Here is an 18,575-nt window from a genome sequence, read left to right as displayed (position 1 = left end):
ACGCCCCTTCTGAAGTTTCCCGCATGGGGCTGCCCAACCGGCTCTCCTTCCACACCGGTTGGGACCAAGCTCACAGGCAGCCGTCAGGCCAGCTTCTTCAGCAGCTCCTCGGCGAGCGCGGCCGACGAGGCCGGGTTCTGGCCCGTCACGAGGTTGCGGTCGACGATCACGTGCGGGGACCACGGCTCGCCCACCTGGACCTCGACGCCCGCCTCGGTGAGGCGGTCCTGCAGGAGCCACCGCGCCTTGCCGGCGAGGCCGCCCTGGATCTCCTCCGCGTTGGTGAACGCGGCCACCCGGTAGCCCGCGAACGCGTTCGCGCCGTCCTTCTCGGCCGCGAGCAGCGCGGCGGGGCCGTGGCAGACCACGCCGAGCGGCCTGCCGGAGTCCAGGGCGTCGACGAGCAGCCTGCCGGAGGTGGCGTCGACGGCCAGGTCCTCCATGGGGCCGTGACCACCGGGGTAGAAGACGGCCGCGTAGTCGTCGAGGTGCACGTCCTCGAGGCGGACCGGGTGCTGCAGCTCGGTCATCCCGGCGAGTGTGCCCGCCACCCGGTCGGCGTTCTCCTGGCCGCCGTTGTACTCGGCGGCGAGGCTGCCCTTGTCGACGGGCGGCACGACCCCGCCCGGGGTGGCGACGACGATCTCGTGCCCGGCGGCCTTGAACGCCTCGTACGGGGTGACCGCCTCCTCGGCCCAGAAGCCGGTGGGGTGCTTGGTGCCGTCGGCGAGCGTCCAGTGGTCGGCGCCGGTCATCACGAACAGGATCTTCGACATCGTTGTTTCTCCGAGGGGTTGTGGTCCGATGTGATCGACCGTAGGACGAAGAGCCATAGGTAGCCAATGAAGGATCCAATGTCCGGCATTGGATCCTCTATGGGTCTCGGGGAATACTCGGACGGGTGGAGAGCAACGCCCCCGTGCCACCGGCCGCCGCCGGCACCGTGCACCAGCTGGACCTGAACCTGCTGCGCACCTTCCTCGCGGTCTACCGGTCCGGTTCCTTCACCGGCGCCGCCCAGCTCCTCGGGCTCTCGCAGCCCACGGTGACGACGCAGATGCGGACGCTGGAGCGGCAGGCCGGCCGGGAACTGTTCGAGCGGCTCCCGCGGGGCGTCGCACCGACGGCCGTCGCCGACGAACTGGCGGCCCGTGTCGCGGCCCCGCTCGACGAGCTCGCAACGGTGGCGGGACCGGACCCGGTCGCGGGCCGCCCCGCGGATCCGGTCCACCTCGCCGGGCCCGCCGAGGTCCTGTGCACCCGGGCCCTGCCCGCCCTGGCGCCCCTGGTGGCGGAGGGCGTCCGGCTGCGTGTGGCCATGGGGCTGACCGAGCCGCTCCTCGACGAACTGCGCTCGGGCCGCCACGACCTGGTGATCTCCACCATCCGCCCGCGCGGCCGCACACTCACCGCCGTCCCTCTGGCCGACGAGGAGTTCGTGCTGGTCGCCGCGCCCGTGTGGGCGGAGCGGCTGAAGGAGCGGCCGCCCGCCGACGCGCCCGCTGTGCTGCACTCCGTGCCGCTGGTCTCGTACGCCGAGGACCTTCCCATCGCCCGCCGCTACTGGCGGCACGTCTTCGGCCGCCGGCTCTCGTGCCCCGCCGCCATGACCGTGCCCGATCTGCGCGGGGTCCTGTCCGCCGTGGTCGCGGGCGCGGGCTTCACCGTGCTGCCCCGCTACCTCTGCCTCGACGAGCTGGCGTCCGGCGCCCTCGTGCCGCTCCACGAGCCCGAGGACCCGCCGATCAACACGTCGTTCCTCGTCCAGCGGCCCGGCGCCTCGGAGAACCCGGATGTGGCCCGGGTGCGCGAGCTGCTGCTGAGTGCCGGGCGTACCTGGTAGCGACGCGGCGGGACATCAGTCGAATTCACTGGGCTCGGAGGCGGGCGTCTTGCCGGCGAGTACGTCCTTCAGCCGCTGGGTGCCCTGTTGCACCGCCGTCTCGGTGCTGTCGTGGTCGGCTCCGCCGAGGCCGCCGTTGGTGACCGTGATCGCGTCGTCGCCGACGCGTACGGCCGCGACGTCCAGGGTCAGGGTGACGGGGGAGCCGTCCGACGTGCCCTTCACCGTCACCGTCAGGCCCTGCCGGGCGTCGCCCTCCTTCGGCAGAGAGGCCGTCACCACCTGGACGGTCCGCTCGCCCCCGTCGCCGGTCGCGGTGAACTGGTCGCACTCGGTCGGCAGCGACTTCAGCCAGGACCACGAGTCGTCCAGGTCGTCCCCGCTGTATGCGGCGACCTGGTAGAGAAGGCGGGCGTCGCCCTGCTGGAAGCCGGTGAGCGCCGACGCCCCGGACGGCTTGCCGAGGAGGTCGTCGTCGTACAGCGAGTCGAGCAGGCGCTGGCAGTCGGCGGCCTGCGCCTTGCCGGTGAGGAAGTCGGCCGTGTCCACCTTGCCGATCAGCAGCGAGTCCCGCCAGGTGGCCGCGTCCTTCACCTGGTTCCAGTCGTCCTCCAGGTCGCCCTCGGTGACCAGCGCCGTCTGTGCGCCCTGCGCGGTGAGGGGAGTGTCGGGCGACGCGGTGCCGGTCTGCTCGGCCACGGGGGAGGCCGCGACGTCGGACGCGCCCGTGTCACCGCCGTCCCCGTCGGAGCAGGCCCCCGTGGTCAACAGCGTGCCCGCGGCCAGCGCCGTGGCGAAGAGACGGGCGGGCCGGCGGGACGGACGAGGGGTCATCGCGGATGCCTCCAGAGGACGTGGTGCTGCTCCCGGGTCTCTCTCCCACGGCACCACCGGGCCGGGCGGCGGACCAGCGCACGCGGCCGTACGGGTGAGCCCGGCCCGTTCCTCGCGGCGAGTGCGCGAACGCCGTTCGTCACGCGGACACCCGGACCCTCCGTCCACCGCACTCGGGGCACACCGCGTCCGCCAGCGGCGACCTGATCGCCCGGCCCGCCTCGTCGACGTACTCCTGCGTCGTGAGCCCCGTGGCGTCCAGGGGGTCGGTGAAGAACACGACCTGGAACGCGGCCTGCCAGGCGTGCCCGCAGCTTCGGCAGGCGAAGGTGAAGGTCTCGGACACCGCGCCCGGCTGTTCCTCGGCCATGGTGGGCATCCTCTCCTGCCGGCGCCGGGCCTCCACCGCACACCGGCCTCCGGGCCCCTGCAACTCGGAGGTGCCGCGCACGCGCCGAAAAATACGAGGTGGCCGGGGAGCGGGGCGCGGCATCATGGCGGTCCCGCCCCCGCGTACGGGGGTGCGAGAACACCACCGGGGGGCAACCGTGACCGTCAAGAACATCCTGCTGTCCGGCGTCGTCGGCTCGACCGCGTACGGCCTGGCCCGCGAGGGCTCCGACATCGACCGGCTCGGCCTGTTCGCGGCGCCCACCGAGGAACTGCACGGCCTGCACGCACCGAAGGAGTCCCACGTCACCACCGCACCGGACCGTACGCTGCACGAGGCCGGCAAGTGGTGCCGGCTCGCCCTCGGCGGCAACCCGACCGTCATGGAACTGGTGTGGCTGCCCGACGAGATGTACGAGGTGCGCACCCCGCTCGGTGACGAGCTGATCGGCATCCGCACGTCCCTCCTCAGCGCCCGGCGGGTGCGCGACGCCTACCTCGGTTACGCCACCCAGCAGTTCAGGCGGCTGTACGACCGTGGTGCCGGGTCGTCCTCGGGTACGGGGTCCGAAGATGAACGGCGTCGTCGACGCGCGGCAAAACACGCTCGCCACCTCAGGCGCCTGTGCACGCAGGGCTACGAGCTCTACGCGACCGGGCGGTTGACCGTGCGGGTGGAGGACCCCGACGGCTACCACCGATTCGGCGAGGAGGTCGCCGCCGATCCGGAAGCCGCGCTTCCGCTGCTGCGCCGGTTCGAGGACGCCTTCGCCGAGACGCGCAGCGTGCTGCCCGAGCGGCCGAACGAGGCCGCCGCCGAGGCGTGGCTGCGGCGGGTGCGCCGTCACTTCTGCACACCGGAGCGTGCACTCGTCTGAGCTGCCTCAGCGGGGGTGTGCTCGCTCACGATGTCCGCCGCCGTCGGCGCATGCGACGGCGGGCGGCTGAGCCCGCCCCGGCTCCCACCGCTCGCGCAGCACCCCTGACCCCGGGTCACACTCCGTCCCCCGCAGGGGAGGCAGGGCCCAGCGGGCCACGGATGGGGCCGGTCGGCCCCTGGCCGCGAGCGGCACACATGCGGAGTCTGACGGCAACTCCACCGATCCGCCCAGGGGGTTGCCATGCCGCACCCGCACCCTGTCCTGCGAAGATTCCTCGCCGCCTCGTCCGCCTGCGTGCTCGGCGGCACCGTCGCCCTGGCCTTCGCCCCCGTCGCCGCCGCCGAGCCGGCCACGCCGGTCGGCTATCCGGCCGGCGCGAGTGCCACCCGGTATTCCGGACTCGCCTTCGACGCGTGTACGGCCCCGCCACTGGCCACGCTGACGGCCTGGAACGCCTCGCCGTACCGCGCCCTCGGCGTCTACGTCTCCGGCGTCAACCGCACCTGCGCCCAGCCGCAGTTGACCGCGGCGTGGGTGGCCTCCGCGTCGCGGCTGAAGTGGCGCCTGCTGCCCATCCACAAGGGCCTGCAACCTCCCTGTGGAGCCCGCCCGACCGACGCCAAGATCAGCACGAGTCCGGCGACCGCCCGCTCCCAGGGCACCGCCGCGGCCACCCAGGCGGTCACGGCGGCCAAGGCCCTGGGCATGCTGCCCGGCAGCGCCCTCTACAACGACATCGAGCACTACAGCCAGACCGACAGCGTGTGCCGCACAGCCGTGCTGACCTACGTCTCCGCCTGGACGAAGGAACTGCACCGGCTCGGCTACGTCTCCGGCGTCTACATGAACCTCAACCTCGGCGCCAAGCAGCTCGCCGACGTCTACACCTCGACGGCGTACGCACGGCCGGACGCCTTGTGGATCGCGCGTTACGACGGCGTCGACTCCCTCAAGGGCTGGACCGGCATCGCCGACTCCAAGTGGGCCGTCCACCAGCGTGCCAAGCAGTATCGCGGCGGCCATGACGAGACCTACGGCGGAGTCACCCTGAACATCGACACCGACCGGCTCGACGCTCCCGTCGCCACGGTCGCGTACCCCTACAAGGTGACCAGCTCCACGACGCTCAACGGGCGCACCGGCCCCTCGACGAGTTACCCCGTGGCCGCGACGTACGCGCCGGGCTCGTCGGTGAAGATCGTCTGCCAGACGGCCGGATCCAAGGTCGGCACCACGTCCGTCTGGGACAAACTCAGCACCGGCACCTACGTCTCGGACTACTACGTCGGCACACCGTCCAAGACGGGTTACAGCGCGCCCCTGCCCCGCTGTACCTATCCCTACCAGGTGACCTCCGCGGGCGGCCTGACCGAACGCAGCGGTCCCGGCACCGGGTACGCCGCCGTCGGCACCTCGCCGGGCGGGGCGCTGGCGTGGGTCACCTGCCAGCGCGCCGGTTCGGCGGTGGGCACGACCAAGGTCTGGGACAGGCTCGACAACGGTCACTACGTGTCGGACTACTATGTGGCCACGCCCAGCAACACCACGTACAGCAAGCCCGTTCCACGCTGCTGAGCCGCCCTCGGCCAACCGGCCCTTCCCCATCACCCCCGGCCGGGCGGCCGGGCCCGGTCACGGATGGTAGGCACCCCACGGGTTCGATGTCGCGGGTGGGGCGGTCGTGGTCTCCGCATCGGCCTCGCCGTCCCCGTCCACGCCGCACGTTTCCGGCGCCGACGGCGGGACGAGCCGATACGCGGTGATCCGGTCGGTCCCGAACTCGACGTCCTTGGTCCCGGCGGCCGCCAAGTGGCCTGATTCCCCGGGCAGTTCGGCGTCCGTGAGGGGATCGTCCACGTACGCCGCCATGAGGACGCCGGTGCAGGCCCCGCGCCTGTCCGCGGAGAGGCCCGGAGGGAAGCCGATGCGCTGGTCCTCGGTTCCGTCGGTGCCCAGCCGGAGGCGCTGCGCGGCGCTCAGTTCGGCATCCGCCCCCGTGGCGGTGAGCCGCCAGAACTCGACCTGCACGGTGACGGGTCGGCACAGCGGCTCACCGTGGTCCGAGGTTCGGGGGCGGATCCTGACGGCCGCGTCCTCGCCGGTCGCCGCGTCGTCGAACGACACGGCCGGGCGCAGCCACTGCGCCCGTTCCGGAGCAGACCAGCCGCCGTTGTCGCGGCAGCCGCCGGTCTCCGCGCCGTCGGCCGTTCCCGCACATCCGGCCGCCAGCAGCGCGAGAGCCACTGCCAGCGTCGTCAGCGACAGATGTGCGATGGGCGTCCTGGACATGATCTCCCTCGATCGGAGCGGGCGAGGCGCGGATGCCTCGGCGAGTGGGCGGAGAGCAGTCTTCGGGGATCGGGCGGGTGGCCGGGGCGCCGGAAGCGCCATGTCGCCGATTTGTGATCATCGACTGCGAGTACGGGTCCGCCGGTGGTCGCGCAGTCCGTCTCGCCCAGGGGTACCGGACTCACCAGTAGGGAGACGACTTGCCGCCCGAATGGGAGGATCTCGGCGATCCGTCGCCGAATTCTCCAAATGGTTGAGCATTTGTCGTCCACTCTTCACGATTTCACTGTCAAAGTGCCCGGAGGCACGGCCCCGGGCGCCCACCGCTTGAGAAGCGAGTCGAGCATGGTGCGTGTCCGTTCCTCCCTGGCGGAGCTGCCCGCCTACGTCCCGGGCCGCAAGCTGCCCGGCGCGGCCGCCCTGGCCAGCAACGAATCCCCGTACGGGCTGCTGCCGGGCGTCGCCGGCCGGCTCGCCGAGCTGGCCGGTGGTGTGTCCCGGTACCCCGACATGAGCGCCGATTCGCTCGTCCGTGCCATCGCCCGGCACCACGGCGTCGAACCGGAGCGGATCGCGGTGGGCGCCGGATCCTCCGAGGTCTGCGGTCAACTGCTGCACGCGGTCGTCGGACCGGGAGACGAGGCCGTCTTCGGCTGGCGGTCCTTCGAGGCGTACCCGATCCTCACGGCGGTCGCGGGCGGTACGGCGGTCAGGGTCCCGTTGCGTGATCACGCGCTGGACCTCGACGCCATGGCGGCGGCGGTCACCGACCGGACCCGGCTGGTCTTCGTCTGCAACCCGAACAACCCCACCTCGACCGCGGTCGGCGAGCGCGCGCTGCGCGACTTCGCGGACCGGGTGCCGGAGCACGTGCTGATCGTCGTGGACGAGGCCTACCGGGAGTACGCCGACCCGGCGCTGGTCCCCGACGGACTCGACCTGCTCGGCGACCGGCCGAACGTCGTGGTGCTGCGGACCTTCTCCAAGGCGTACGGCCTGGCGGGACTGCGCGTCGGCTACTGCGTGGCCCAGCCGGAGATCGCCGCCCATGTGCGCAAGACCCAGGTGCCGTTCAGCGTCAGCGCCCTCGCCCAGGAGGCCGCCGTCGTCGCCCTCGGCGAGCGCGCCGAGGTCGCCCGCCGCGCGGCGCTCACCGTCGCCGAACGGGAACGGGTGACCGGACGGTTGCGCACCCTCGGCTTCGAAGTACCGGACTCCCAGGCCAACTTCGTATGGCTGCCCCTCGCCGACGACAGCGCGGGCTTCGCCCTGCACTGCCTCGACGGGAAGGTGGTGGTCCGCCCGTTCCCCCGCGAGGGTGTCCGGGTGACGATCGGCCTGCCGGAGGAGAACGACGCCCTGCTCGCCCTCGCGGCGACCTGGAGAGGCTGAAGGCCGTGCGCCCCGGTCCCTACGAGCGGCACCGAGAGCTGCTTCAGCAGGCGGTCCGCGCCCTCGCGACCGGTGAGTTCTGTACGCCGTTCTCGAACGCGGCCGGGCAGGCCGCCGCCGACGCCGGCATGCGGTCGACCCGGACCGCGGGGAAGGTCTTCGGCTCCCTGCTGGGCCGCCCCTTCGATCTCGACCAGCCCGGTGAGCTCCGCCGGGTGGTCACCGAGTTCTCGCCGTACGGCATCGGCCTGGGCATCGGCTACCCGCACTGCGATCCCGCGGCCCTGGTGTCGGCGGCCGGGTGGGCGACGGCAGGCTGGCGCGCCGCGGGACCGTACGAGCGCGCCGGGATCGCGGTGGAGATACTGCGCCGGCTGAACGTCCGCAGCCACGAACTGGCCCTCGCGGTGCACCACACCACCGGCCAGCCACTCCCGTCGGCGTTCCGGGCCGCCGGGCCGCGCGCCCAGGACCGTGCGCTTCAGGCCGTGGCCCAGGCCTTCGCCGAGTCGGAACGCGTACCCGCCGACCTGCACTGGGAGAGCAGCCGCCGCAGGGGGACACCGATGTCTGTGCGGGGTACCCGCACCCTGGTGCCCCGCGGGGTGTCCCTGCTCGTGGGCTGCCCCGACTACCCGCTGTGGAGCGGCTATCCGGGCCTGTTCGCCAGCCTGGTGACCGGCAACCCCGTGATCGTCGCCCCGCATCCGCGCTGCGTACTGCCGCTGGCCATCACCGTGCGCGTCGCACGGCAGGTCCTGGCCGAGGCCGGGTACGAGCCCGACATCGTGACCCTGGCGGTCGCGGAACCCCGGGAAGGGCTGCACCGGAGGCTGGCCACGGATCCCGCGGTGCGCATCGTCGACTTCACCGGCTCGGGACGGTTCGCCGACTGGCTTGAGCAACACGCCCGGCAGGCCACCGTGTTCGCCCACCGGACCGGCCTGAACACCGTCGTCGTCGACTCCACCGACGACTACCGGGGGCTGGTGCGGGGCCTCGCCCACGCCCTGTGCCTGTGCAGCGGCACGGTCCGCACCACACCGCAGAACATCCTCGTACCGGCCACGGGGTTCGCGACCGACGAGGGCCGCAAGACCCTCCGGGACCTCGGCGCAGACCTCGGCGAGACCGTGGACCGGCTGCTCGCGCACCCGGCGCGGGTGGCGCGGCTCCTGGGAGCGATCACCGACGACGGCGTGCGGACGGGACTCGCGGAGGCCGCGCGGTACGGGCCGGTGCTGCACGCGTCCCGGTCGCTGCCCCACCCGGACCATCCCGGCGCCGATCTGCGCAGCCCCCTGCTCGTCCGGCTGGGGGCCCGCGACGAGCGGGTCTACGCCCGGGAGTGGCCGGGACCCGTGTCGTTCCTGGTGGGTACCGACTCGACCGCGCAGAGCCTGGCACTCTTCCGTGCCACCGTGGGCCGGCACGGCGCCCTGTACACGGCGGTGCACTCGACCGATCCGCTGGTGCTGGCGGCCGCCGAGACGGCCGCGCTGGACGCGGGGGTGCATCTGGCGCAGAACCTCGCGGACGACCTCCCCGCCGACCCCTCCTCGGCCGACGCGGAACTGCCCGCGGCGGGCGCCCACTTCGTCACCGGGCGGTTCACGGTCGTACGGTCCCGGCGGCATGCCGCGCCCCCGGTCGCGGCCGAGGTCCCGGTGCCGGTGCCGGACGTCGCCGCACTGGTCGACGTGTGAGCGGGCCCGGCCCCGGCGGTCGTACGCTCGGAGCCCGTGTCACGCGGTCCACTCCGCGCCGCGACCCCGCACCTCGTCGAAGACCAGCCAGGTGCGGGTTCCGCGCACCCCGGGGATGGCATGGACGCTCTCCAGCACCACGCGGCGCAGCGCCGAGTTGTCCGGCGCGCGCACCAGCACCAGGACGTCGAAGTCGCCCGTGACGAGGGCGACATGTTCGACGTACGGGATCTCGCGCAGTGCGCGCGAGATGTCCCGCCAGGCGTTCTGCTCGATCGACAGCGTCACGTACGCGCTGGTGCCGAGGCCGGCCCGCTGCGGGTTCAGCCGGGCGGTGAAACCGGTGATGACCTCCTCGGCCACCAGCCTTCCGATGCGCGTGTACGCGTTGGCGCGCGAGATGTGCACCTGCTCGGCCAGCGCCCGGACCGACACCCGGCCGTCCTTCAGGAGCTGCGCCAGGATCTGCCGGTCGATGTCGTCGAGCGGGACGGCGGCAGTTCGTCCGGACGCCGACGCCGGCGGTGAGAATTCCTCGGACACTTTGCTCTCCCGGAGCGCTCAGTCCGGCAGTTCATCGCCGGTTCAGTCGAAGTATTGAACACATATTCCGCAGTGGTCACCATTCTCCTGTCAAGTGTCCAGAGAAAGCGAGCGCCCTCCATGTCTGTGAAGAGCCTCCGACAGACGGTCCAGGGTCTGCTGCCGTCGCTGACGCCGGTTCGGTTCGTGGCCGAGGACGGCACCCCCGTGCCCAAGCCGCCCGCCGGCTACACCGAGCCACCGGTCGAGACCCTGCGTGAGGCCCATCGGCAGATGGTGCTCGGACGCCGGTTCGACACCCAGGCGACCGCGCTCACCAAGCAGGGGCGGCTCGCGGTGTACCCGTCCAGCCGCGGCCAGGAGGCCTGCCAGGTCGGCGCCGTGCTCGCGCTGCGGCCGGACGACTGGCTCTTCCCGACCTACCGGGACTCCGTCGCCCTGGTCACTCGCGGCATCGACCCCGTCGAGGTGCTGACGCTGCTGCGCGGCGACTGGCACTGCGGCTACGACCCGGCCGCCACCCGTACCGCACCGCAGTGCACCCCGCTGGCCACCCAGGTGCTGCACGCCACCGGCATGGCGGAGTCCCTGCGCCGCAAGGGCGAGGACGGCGTGGCCATGGCGCTCGTCGGGGACGGGGCGACCAGCGAGGGCGACTTCCACGAGGCGCTGAACTTCGCGGCCGTCTTCCGCGCGCCCGTCGTCTTCTTCGTGCAGAACAACAAGTACGCGATCTCCGTGCCGCTCGCCCGGCAGACCGCGGCACCCGCCCTCGCCTACAAGGGCGTCGGCTACGGGGTGCGCTCCGAACAGGTCGACGGCAACGACCCGGTCGCCGTCCTCGCGGTGCTGACCGCGGCCGCCGAACACGCCCGCGCCGGGCACGGCCCCTTCCTCGTCGAGGCGCACACCTACCGCATGGAGGCCCACACCAACGCCGACGACGCCACCCGCTACCGCGAGTCCGACGAGGTCGAGCGGTGGAGCGCGGCCGACCCGCTCGCCCGGCTGGAGACGTATCTGCGGGCCCGCGGCGTGCTCACCGACGAGGACATCGAGGGCGTACGGGAGGAGGCGGAGGCCCTGGCCGCGAAGCTGCGCGCCGGGATGAACGCCGAGACCGTCCCCGACCCACTGGAGCTGTTCGACCACGTCTACGCCGAGCCGACTCCGCAACTGCGCGAGCAACGCGCCCTGTTGGCGGCGGAGCTGGCCGCGGACGCCGAAACCGCCGAACCCGTTCAGGCTCAGGAGGGCTGACGACCATGGCCAAAGTGACGATGGCGCAGGCGCTGAACACCGCCCTGCGCGACGCCCTGCGCGACGACGAGCGCGTGCTCGTCTTCGGCGAGGACGTCGGCCCGCTCGGCGGCGTCTTCCGCATCACCGACGGACTGACCCGCGACTTCGGGGAGGAGCGCTGCTTCGACACCCCGCTGGCCGAGGCCGGCATCGTGGGCCTGGCCGTCGGCATGGCGATGGGCGGCTTCCGGCCCGTGGTGGAGATGCAGTTCGACGCCTTCGCCTACCCGGCGTTCGAGCAGATCGCCTCGCACGTCGCCAAGCTGCGCAACCGCACACGGGGACGGCTGAACCTGCCGATGGTGATCCGCGTCCCGTACGCGGGCGGCATCGGCGGGGTCGAGCACCACTGCGACTCCAGCGAGGCGTACTACGCGCACACCCCGGGACTGAAGGTCGTCACCCCGGCGACGGCCGAGGACGCGTACTGGCTGCTGCGGGACGCGGTGGACGACCCCGACCCGGTGGTCTTCCTGGAGCCGAAGAAGCTGTACTGGTCGAAGGAGGACACCGATCTCGGGCGGCGCGGAGCGCTGCCGTTCGGGCGGGCGGCGATCCGCCGGGAGGGCCGGGACGCGACGCTCGTCGCCTACGGCCCTTCGGTCCCCGTCGCCCTGGCCGCGGCCGAAGCGGCGGCTGCCGAGGGGATCGAGCTGGAGGTCGTCGACCTGCGCACCCTCGTCCCCTTCGACGACGAGACGGTGACGGCGTCCGTACGACGGACCGGGCGGTGTCTGGTCGTCCAGGAGGCGCAGGGGTTCGCCGGCGTGGGCGCGGAGATCGCGGCCCGGGTCCAGGAGCGCTGCTTCCACTCACTGGCCGCGCCCGTCCTGCGGGTGACCGGCTTCGACATCCCCTACCCGCCGCCGAAGCTGGAGCACGCGCACCTGCCCGGCGTCGACCGGATCCTCGACGCCGTCGACCGTCTCCAGTTCGCCGACGAGCCCGACACCCGGCACCTGCTGAAGGGAACGGCCGCATGACCACCGCAACGCTCAGGGAGCAGCTGTTCCGGCTGCCCGACCTCGGTGAAGGCCTCACCGACGCGGAGATCGTCGAGTGGAAGGTCGCGGTCGGCGACACGGTGACGATCGACCAGATCGTGGTCGAGGTCGAGACCGCCAAGGCGGCGGTGGAGGTACCGGTCCCGTACGCGGGCACGGTCCTGCACCTGCATGCGGAGGCGGGCACGGCGCTCGGGGTGGGGGAGCCGCTCATCACGGTGGGGGAGGCGGGGGCCCTCGGTGGGGGCGACGGGACGGGGGCGGTCGGTGGGCCGGGTGCGGGTTCGGTCGACGGGCCGGCCGGTGGGTCTGCCGACCGGGCCGGGCGGTCCGGCCCGGTGGGTGGGCCGGACCGCGGTGCGGGTGGCGGCTCGGGAGATCCGTCGGGGTGTGGAGCAGCCCGGGCCTCCGGTGTCCTGCCGCCCGCCGGGTCCGTGGCCGGCCCGGGGTCGGACGACCCCGCGGCGGAGCGCTACCGGCAGGAGGAACAGGCCGGATCCGGCAACGTTCTGATCGGTTACGGCACCGGGCACGGCCCGGCCCCGCGGCGGCGCAGACGAACCGGGGCCGCGGCCGTGCACACCGCGAGCGCGACCCCGGCTCCGCCGCCCGTCACCCCGCACGCCCCCAGGGTCATCTCCCCCCTCGTCCGCAGGATGGCCCGCGACAACGGGATCGACCTCGCCACGCTGTCACCCTCCGGACCGGCCGGGATCGTGCTGCGCCGTGACGTGGAGCAGGCTCTCGAGCGTGCCCGGCAGACGGCGTCGTACCCGACCCCCGCCCCGCACGAGGACGAGGTGCGGTCGACGCCGGCCGGCCCCGAGCGCATCCCCCTGCGCGGTGTCCGCCGTGCCGTCGCCGACAAGCTCTCCCGCAGCCGTACCGAGATCCCCGACGCCACCACCTGGGTCGACGTCGACGCCACGGGACTGCTGCAGGCCAAGAAGGCACTGGAGGCCGCCGACCCCGGCCGCCGTATCGGCCTGCTCGCCCTGCTGGCCCGTATCTGTGTCGCCGGACTGCGCCGCTTCCCGGAGCTCAACTCCACCGTCGACACCGAGCGCCGGGAGATCCTGCGCTACGACGAGGTCCACCTCGGCTTCGCCGCACAGACGGAGCGCGGCCTGGTCGTCCCCGTCGTACGCGACGCCCACCGCCTGACGACCGTCCAACTGGCTGCGGAACTCGCCCGGTTGACCGAGCTGGCGCGCAGCGGAAGCCTGCCGCCGCAGACGCTGACCGGCGGGACCTTCACCCTCAACAACTACGGCGTGTTCGGCGTGGACGGCTCCACGCCCATCATCAACCACCCGGAGGCCGCCCTCCTCGGCGCGGGCCGCATCGTCGACAAACCCTGGGTGGTGGACGGCAGCCTCGCCGTCCGCAAGGTCATGCAGCTCTCCCTCAGTTTCGACCACCGGGTCTGCGACGGCGGAGTGGCCGGCGGCTTCCTGCGCTTCGTGGCCGACTGCGTGGAGCGCCCCGCGATCCTGCTCGCCGATGTCTGATCCCGCCCCGCCCGCCTTCCCCGCGAGGAGCACAACCGATGTCCGACGACGTCTACCTGATAGACGGGGCCCGCACTCCGCAGGGCCGTTACGGCGGAGCCCTGGCCTCCGTACGCCCGGACGACCTTGCGGCCCTCGTCGTGGGTGAGGCGGTACGGCGCTCGGGAATCCCCTCCGACGCCGTCGACGAGGTGATCCTCGGCGCCGCCAACCAGGCCGGCGAGGACAACCGCAGCGTGGCCCGGATGGCGGCACTGCTGACCACTGCTGGCCGGCCTGCCGCACACCGTGCCCGGATACACCGTCAACCGGCTGTGCGCGTCCGGGCTGACGGCCGTCGCGTCCGCCGCCCAGACGATACGGGCGGGCGAGGCCGACCTCGTCGTGGCGGGCGGAGTCGAGTCGATGACCCGCGCCCCGTGGGTGATGGCCAAGCCCGCCACGCCCTGGGCCCGGCCCGGCGAGGTGCACGACACCCCCTCGGCTGGCGTTTCACCAACTCCCGCTTCAACGCCGAGACCACCCTGTCGATGGGCGAGACCGCCGAGGAACTCGCCGCCCTGGACGGCATCACCCGCCTGGAGTCGGACGCCTTCGCGCTGCGCAGCCACCGCCGGGCCGCCGCCCGGCAGGCGGGCCGGTTCGACCGGGAGATCGTCGCGGTCCCGGTGAAGGACGGCGAAGTGACCGAGGACGAGGGACCTCGCCCGTCCACCTCGCTGGAGCGGCTGAGCGCGCGGCGCACCTCCTTCCGCAGGGGAGGGATCGTCACCGCGGGCAACTCCTCGCCTCTGTCCGACGGGCGGCGGCCCTGGTGGTGGCGAGCGGGGCGGCGGTCGAACGGTACGGGCTGACTCCCCGCGCCCGTGTCGTCACCTCCGCCTCGGCCGGGGTCGAGCCCCGTCTCATGGGGCTCGGCCCCGTGCCGGCCACGACCAAGGCGCTGGACCGGGCGGGATGGAGCGTCGACGACCTGGACACGGTCGAGCTGAACGAGGCGTTCGCCTGCCAGGCGCTGGCGGTGGTCCGCAGGCTGAAGCTCGACGAGGACCGCGTCAACGCCGACGGCGCCATCGCCCTCGGCCATCCGCTGGGCTGTTCCGGCGCCGTATCGTGCTCACGCTGCTCGGGCGGATGGAACGCGAGGACGGCCGACGGGGCCTGGCGACCATGTGCGTGGGGGTCGGGCTGGGCGTGTCGATGCTGCTGGAGCGCGTATGAGCACGCCCATCGGCACCTCACACGCATGACGCGTTTCCTGCGGACCGCCTGACTCATGCTCCTCGAGGACGGCTTCTCCGCGCGGGACGCCGAGAAGTGGGGCCTGGTCCACCGTGGCGTACCGGACGGCTCGGCCGCGGCTGAAGTACTGGAGTTCGCCCGTTCCCTCGCCGCCGGACCCAACCGCCGCCCACCGGGAGACCAGGGCCCTGCTGCGGTCCGCCGCCGCAGCTCGTCCCTCCGTGGCCACTGAGACCCACCGACCGCGGGGATGCCGGCTACCGGCGCACGTGCCACGCGGACCGGCGGGACAGCCGGAATAAATCCCGCGCGCCACCGATCGGCTCCCCCCTACACTCACCACGCAATCACGCGCCGCCGGACACCGTGGCGGCGCGTCGCCGTGACGAGTGAGGGGAGCCGGGCCGTGCGTGACCGCACCGCTGTCGCTGTTCCCCGCTCCCGGTACGACGTGATCCTGGTGTCCTCGTCCGCCCGGTGCCCGCTGCGCGGCCGGCACCGGACGCCCGTGACGAACGCCTGAGCACGTCAACTCCCTTTCGCTGTCCACTCACTGACAGCAAGGCATGTCTTCGTCCCGGGAATCGCGCTGCCCGTCACCAGGATCACCTGAAAGGCCGAGGGCCGTGCGCACGAACCCGAACCGTCACCTCACCGCCGTCCGCAACCTGGGCATCCTCGCCCACGTCGACGCGGGCAAGACCACCGTCACCGAGCGGATCCTGTACGCCACCGGGACCACGCACAAACGCGGCGAGGTCCACGACGGCACGACCGTCACCGACTTCGACCCCCAGGAGCGCGACCGTGGGATCACCATCTTCGCGGCGGCCGTCAGCTGCGCCTGGGACGGTCACCGCATCAACCTGATCGACACGCCGGGCCACGTCGACTTCGCCGACGAGGTGGAGCGCTCGCTGCGCGTGCTCGACGGCGCGGTCGCGGTGTTCGACGCCGTGGCGGGCGTGGAGCCGCAGAGCGAGTCGGTGTGGCGGCAGGCCGACCGGCACGGCGTACCGAGGATCGCGTTCGTCAACAAGCTGGACCGGGCGGGCGCGGACCTCGACAGGGCGGTGGCGTCCATCCGGGAGCGGCTGCATCCGGCCCCGCTGGTCGTGCAGTTGCCGATCGGTGCGGAGGAGGGTTTCACCGGCGTGGTGGACCTGCTGCGCATGCGGGCACTGACCTGGGCCGACGGCAGCGAGGCCGGCGTGCAGGGCCCGGTGCCGGACGCCCTGCGCGAGGAGGCCCTACGACGGCGCCGGCTCCTGGAGGAGGCCGTGGCGGAACGCCACCCGGCCGCCCTGGAGGAGTTCTGCGAACGGGAGACGCTCTCCGCCGAGACCCTCGCCTCCGCCCTGCGCGACATCACCCGCAGCGGCGACGGTGTGGTCGTGCTGTGCGGCTCGGCCTACCGCAACCGCGGTGTCGAGCCGCTGCTCGACGCGGTCGTGGCGTACCTGCCCTCGCCGCTCGACGTGCCCGCCGTACGCGGCACGCACGAGGGCGCCGAGCAGGAGCGGCCCGCCGACCCTGAGGCGCCTTTCGCGGCACTCGCGTTCAAGGTGAGCGCGACCCCGACGGGACGGCTGACGTACCTGCGGGTGTACTCGGGAACGATCGGGAAGGGAGACGCGGTGTGGGACGCGGGTGCGCGGCGCACCGAGCGGATCGGCCGGATCCTGCGCGTTCAGGCCGACCGCCACGCCCCGCTGGACCGGGCGGTCGCCGGGGACATCGTCGCCGTGGTCGGGCTGAAGTCCGCCCGCGCCGGCTCGAGCCTGTGCGCGCCCGGCGCTCCACTGGTCCTCGAACCGCCGGGCGTCGCCGCCCCGGTCGTCTCGGTGGCCGTCGAGGCGGTCCGGAGCACCGAAACCGACCGGCTGGCCTCGGCGCTCGCGCGGCTGGCCGAGGAGGATCCGTCGCTGGTCGTCCGGACCGACCCCGAGACCGGGCAGACGGTCCTGTCGGGCATGGGTGAACTGCACCTCGAGGTCGCGGTGGAGAAGATCCGCCGCGCCCTCGGCCTGGAGGTCAACGTGGGCCGCCCGAGAGTGACTTACCGCGAGACGGTCGCCCGTGGCGTGACCGGACATGTCTTCCGCCATGTCAAACAGGACGGAGGCGCAGGTCAGTTCGCGCATGTCGTGCTCGACGTCGAGCCACTGGAGGGCGGCTCCGGCTTCGAGTTCCGCTCGACCGTCGTCGGCGGTCGCGTGCCGCAGGAGTACGTCCGCGCGGTCGAGGCCGGGTGCCGGGACGCCCTCGCCGAGGGGCCGCTCGGCGGTCACCCGGTGACCGGGCTGCGCGTCACGTTGACCGACGGGGCGACCCATGTGAAGGACTCCTCCGAGACGGCCTTCCGCACCGCGGGCCGCCTCGGGCTGCGGGAGGCCCTGCGTTCCTGCGCGATGGTCCTGCTGGAGCCGGTCGTCGAGGTCACGGTCACCGTGCCCGAGGACGCCGTCGGCGGCGTCCTCGGCGACCTGGCGGCGCGCCGCGGCCGTGTGACGGGTTCGGCCACGCGCCCGGGCACGGCGGTCGTCACCGCCACCGTCCCGCTGGCCGAACTGTTCGGCTACGCGACGCGCCTGCGCAGCCGCACCCAGGGCCGCGGCACGTTCACGACCCGGCCGACGGGGTACGCCCCGGCGCCGGCCGCGACGGCGCTGACGCGGTAGCCGACGGACCGGCCCCGCCCGTACGCGGGCGGGGCCGGTCCCCTGAAAATGTGTTTGCCTCGCCGTGGTCCCGCTGAGAGGCTCGGCTCTCATGCCCACCTTCACCGCCCCCGACGGAACGACCCTCGCCTACCACGCCACCGGCGACGGCCCACCCCTGATCTGCCTGCCCGGCGGCCCCATGCAGGCGTCCGCCTACCTGGGCGACCTCGGCGGCCTGACCGCCCACCGCCGTCTGATCCGCCTGGACCTGCGAGGAACGGGCGAGTCCGCGACACCGCGGGACACGACCTCGTACCGCTGCGACCGCCTGGTCGCCGACATCGATGCCCTGCGCGAACACCTGAACCTCGACAGCGTCGACCTCCTCGGCCACTCGGCCGGCGCGAACCTGGCCGCGCTCTACACAGCCCGCCACCCGCACCGGGTCGCCCGACTGGCGCTGATCACGCCGAGCGTTTTCGCGGTCGGCGTCGAGATCACGGCCGAGGACCGGCTCGGGACGGCGCGACTTCGGCGGGACGAGCCGTGGTTCGCGGAGGCTTTCGCGGCGCTGGAGGCGATCACCGAGGGCCGGCCCGCGCCGGACTCATGGAAGGCGATCGCGCCCTTCTGGTACGCCCGTTGGGACGAGGAGGCCCGGTCCTTCCAGGAGACCGGCGAGAAGCAGAAGAACCAGGAGGCGGCAGCTGTCTACGCCGCGGATGGCGCCTTCGCCCCGGAGACCACTCGCGAGGCCTTCGCCGCCTACCCGTCCCCAGTGTTCGTGCTCGCCGGTGAGTTCGACGTGGCGGGTCCTCCTCGCGCGTTGCGGGAGTATGCGGGGTTGGTTCCGAACAGCGAGTTCGTGGTGCAGCCGGGGGCAGGGCATTTTCCGTGGCGGGATGATGCGCGGCGGTTCGTGGAGGCTGTCGCCTCCTTCCTGGAGGCCGAGTCTTCTGCCTGACTAGGATCAGC

Annotated in this window: 16 protein-coding genes and 1 pseudogene; 12 read left to right on the top strand and 5 right to left on the bottom strand. The window is 72.9% G+C overall.

Annotated features, from left to right (window positions below):
- Positions 1–83: 83 nt before the first annotated feature.
- Complete coding sequence (locus ABZO29_RS09645; protein WP_367319722.1) at positions 84–776, bottom strand: type 1 glutamine amidotransferase domain-containing protein; 693 nt, start codon at positions 774–776, stop codon at positions 84–86.
- A gap of 125 nt (positions 777–901) precedes the next feature.
- Between ABZO29_RS09645 and ABZO29_RS09640 the strand changes: the two genes are divergently transcribed.
- Complete coding sequence (locus ABZO29_RS09640; protein WP_367319721.1) at positions 902–1,843, top strand: LysR family transcriptional regulator; 942 nt, start codon at positions 902–904, stop codon at positions 1,841–1,843.
- A 15-nt stretch (positions 1,844–1,858) separates the two neighbouring features.
- Here ABZO29_RS09640 and ABZO29_RS09635 read toward each other — a convergent pair whose 3' ends face one another.
- Entirely contained in the window at positions 1,859–2,677 is an 819-nt protein-coding gene (locus ABZO29_RS09635; RefSeq protein WP_367319720.1) for a hypothetical protein, read from the bottom strand.
- 139 nt (positions 2,678–2,816) lie between these two features.
- A complete protein-coding gene (locus ABZO29_RS09630; RefSeq protein ID WP_367319719.1) occupies positions 2,817–3,128 on the bottom strand; it encodes a hypothetical protein in 312 nt (103 codons plus the stop codon).
- A gap of 97 nt (positions 3,129–3,225) precedes the next feature.
- Here ABZO29_RS09630 and ABZO29_RS09625 point away from each other — a divergent pair, with 97 nt between their 5' ends.
- Positions 3,226–3,945 carry a nucleotidyltransferase domain-containing protein gene (locus tag ABZO29_RS09625; RefSeq protein WP_367319718.1) on the top strand — a complete coding sequence of 240 codons (720 nt, stop codon included), beginning with the start codon at positions 3,226–3,228 and terminating at the stop codon, positions 3,943–3,945.
- A 243-nt stretch (positions 3,946–4,188) separates the two neighbouring features.
- On the top strand, positions 4,189–5,523 hold the full coding sequence (locus ABZO29_RS09620; protein WP_367319717.1) for a glycoside hydrolase domain-containing protein: 1,335 nt from the start codon (positions 4,189–4,191) through the stop codon (positions 5,521–5,523).
- 57 nt (positions 5,524–5,580) lie between these two features.
- Here ABZO29_RS09620 and ABZO29_RS09615 read toward each other — a convergent pair whose 3' ends face one another.
- Entirely contained in the window at positions 5,581–6,237 is a 657-nt protein-coding gene (locus ABZO29_RS09615) for a hypothetical protein (RefSeq protein ID WP_367319716.1), read from the bottom strand.
- A gap of 345 nt (positions 6,238–6,582) precedes the next feature.
- Between ABZO29_RS09615 and hisC the strand changes: the two genes are divergently transcribed.
- The gene (gene hisC, locus ABZO29_RS09610) at positions 6,583–7,629 is read left to right on the top strand and encodes a histidinol-phosphate transaminase (protein ID WP_367319715.1); all 1,047 of its coding nucleotides are present in this window, start codon (positions 6,583–6,585) and stop codon (positions 7,627–7,629) included.
- 5 nt (positions 7,630–7,634) lie between these two features.
- Positions 7,635–9,335 (top strand): aldehyde dehydrogenase family protein, encoded by a 1,701-nt coding sequence (locus ABZO29_RS09605; RefSeq protein ID WP_367319714.1) that lies wholly within the window; start codon positions 7,635–7,637, stop codon positions 9,333–9,335.
- A gap of 39 nt (positions 9,336–9,374) precedes the next feature.
- Here ABZO29_RS09605 and ABZO29_RS09600 read toward each other — a convergent pair whose 3' ends face one another.
- Positions 9,375–9,878: an Lrp/AsnC family transcriptional regulator gene (locus ABZO29_RS09600; protein WP_367319713.1), complete on the bottom strand. Its 504-nt coding sequence runs from the start codon at positions 9,876–9,878 to the stop codon at positions 9,375–9,377.
- Positions 9,879–9,998: 120 nt separating this feature from the next.
- On the opposite strand from ABZO29_RS09600, the gene pdhA reads away from it, so the two are divergent.
- From pdhA to ABZO29_RS09565, 7 genes and pseudogenes are all read left to right on the top strand, one after another.
- On the top strand, positions 9,999–11,138 hold the full coding sequence (gene pdhA, locus ABZO29_RS09595) for a pyruvate dehydrogenase (acetyl-transferring) E1 component subunit alpha (RefSeq protein ID WP_367319712.1): 1,140 nt from the start codon (positions 9,999–10,001) through the stop codon (positions 11,136–11,138).
- On the top strand, positions 11,135–12,163 hold the full coding sequence (locus ABZO29_RS09590) for an alpha-ketoacid dehydrogenase subunit beta (RefSeq protein ID WP_367326093.1): 1,029 nt from the start codon (positions 11,135–11,137) through the stop codon (positions 12,161–12,163). The genes pdhA and ABZO29_RS09590 overlap by 4 nt, the downstream gene beginning before the upstream one ends.
- Positions 12,160–13,695, top strand: coding sequence for a dihydrolipoamide acetyltransferase family protein (locus ABZO29_RS09585; protein WP_367319711.1), 1,536 nt, complete (start codon positions 12,160–12,162; stop codon positions 13,693–13,695). Before ABZO29_RS09590 ends, ABZO29_RS09585 begins: the two co-directional genes overlap by 4 nt.
- A gap of 38 nt (positions 13,696–13,733) precedes the next feature.
- Positions 13,734–14,916: pseudogene (locus ABZO29_RS09580) on the top strand (acetyl-CoA C-acyltransferase).
- Between the two features lie 55 nt (positions 14,917–14,971).
- On the top strand, positions 14,972–15,169 hold the full coding sequence (locus tag ABZO29_RS09575) for a hypothetical protein (RefSeq protein ID WP_367319710.1): 198 nt from the start codon (positions 14,972–14,974) through the stop codon (positions 15,167–15,169).
- A 394-nt stretch (positions 15,170–15,563) separates the two neighbouring features.
- On the top strand, positions 15,564–17,618 hold the full coding sequence (gene fusA / locus ABZO29_RS09570; protein ID WP_367319709.1) for an elongation factor G: 2,055 nt from the start codon (positions 15,564–15,566) through the stop codon (positions 17,616–17,618).
- Between the two features lie 91 nt (positions 17,619–17,709).
- Entirely contained in the window at positions 17,710–18,564 is an 855-nt protein-coding gene (locus tag ABZO29_RS09565) for an alpha/beta fold hydrolase (protein ID WP_367319708.1), read from the top strand.
- Positions 18,565–18,575 lie beyond the last annotated feature (11 nt).

This window comes from Streptomyces sp. HUAS ZL42 (assembly GCF_040782645.1).
Lineage (GTDB): Bacteria > Actinomycetota > Actinomycetes > Streptomycetales > Streptomycetaceae > Streptomyces.
Note: the sequence above shows the minus strand (reverse complement) of the source record. Positions and strands in the feature narration are given on the sequence as shown.

Bases quoted from the DNA above. Each gene is read 5' to 3' on its own strand.
- ABZO29_RS09645 (WP_367319722.1), bottom strand. From the start codon at position 776: ATGTCGAAGATCCTGTTCGTGATGACCGGCGCCGACCACTGGACGCTC.
- ABZO29_RS09635 (WP_367319720.1), bottom strand. From the start codon at position 2,677: ATGACCCCTCGTCCGTCCCGCCGGCCCGCCCGTCTCTTCGCCACGGCG.
- ABZO29_RS09620 (WP_367319717.1), top strand. From the start codon at position 4,189: ATGCCGCACCCGCACCCTGTCCTGCGAAGATTCCTCGCCGCCTCGTCC.
- ABZO29_RS09615 (WP_367319716.1), bottom strand. From the start codon at position 6,237: ATGTCCAGGACGCCCATCGCACATCTGTCGCTGACGACGCTGGCAGTG.
- hisC (WP_367319715.1), top strand. From the start codon at position 6,583: ATGGTGCGTGTCCGTTCCTCCCTGGCGGAGCTGCCCGCCTACGTCCCG.
- pdhA (WP_367319712.1), top strand. From the start codon at position 9,999: ATGTCTGTGAAGAGCCTCCGACAGACGGTCCAGGGTCTGCTGCCGTCG.
- ABZO29_RS09585 (WP_367319711.1), top strand. From the start codon at position 12,160: ATGACCACCGCAACGCTCAGGGAGCAGCTGTTCCGGCTGCCCGACCTC.
- ABZO29_RS09575 (WP_367319710.1), top strand. From the start codon at position 14,972: ATGCTCCTCGAGGACGGCTTCTCCGCGCGGGACGCCGAGAAGTGGGGC.
- ABZO29_RS09565 (WP_367319708.1), top strand. From the start codon at position 17,710: ATGCCCACCTTCACCGCCCCCGACGGAACGACCCTCGCCTACCACGCC.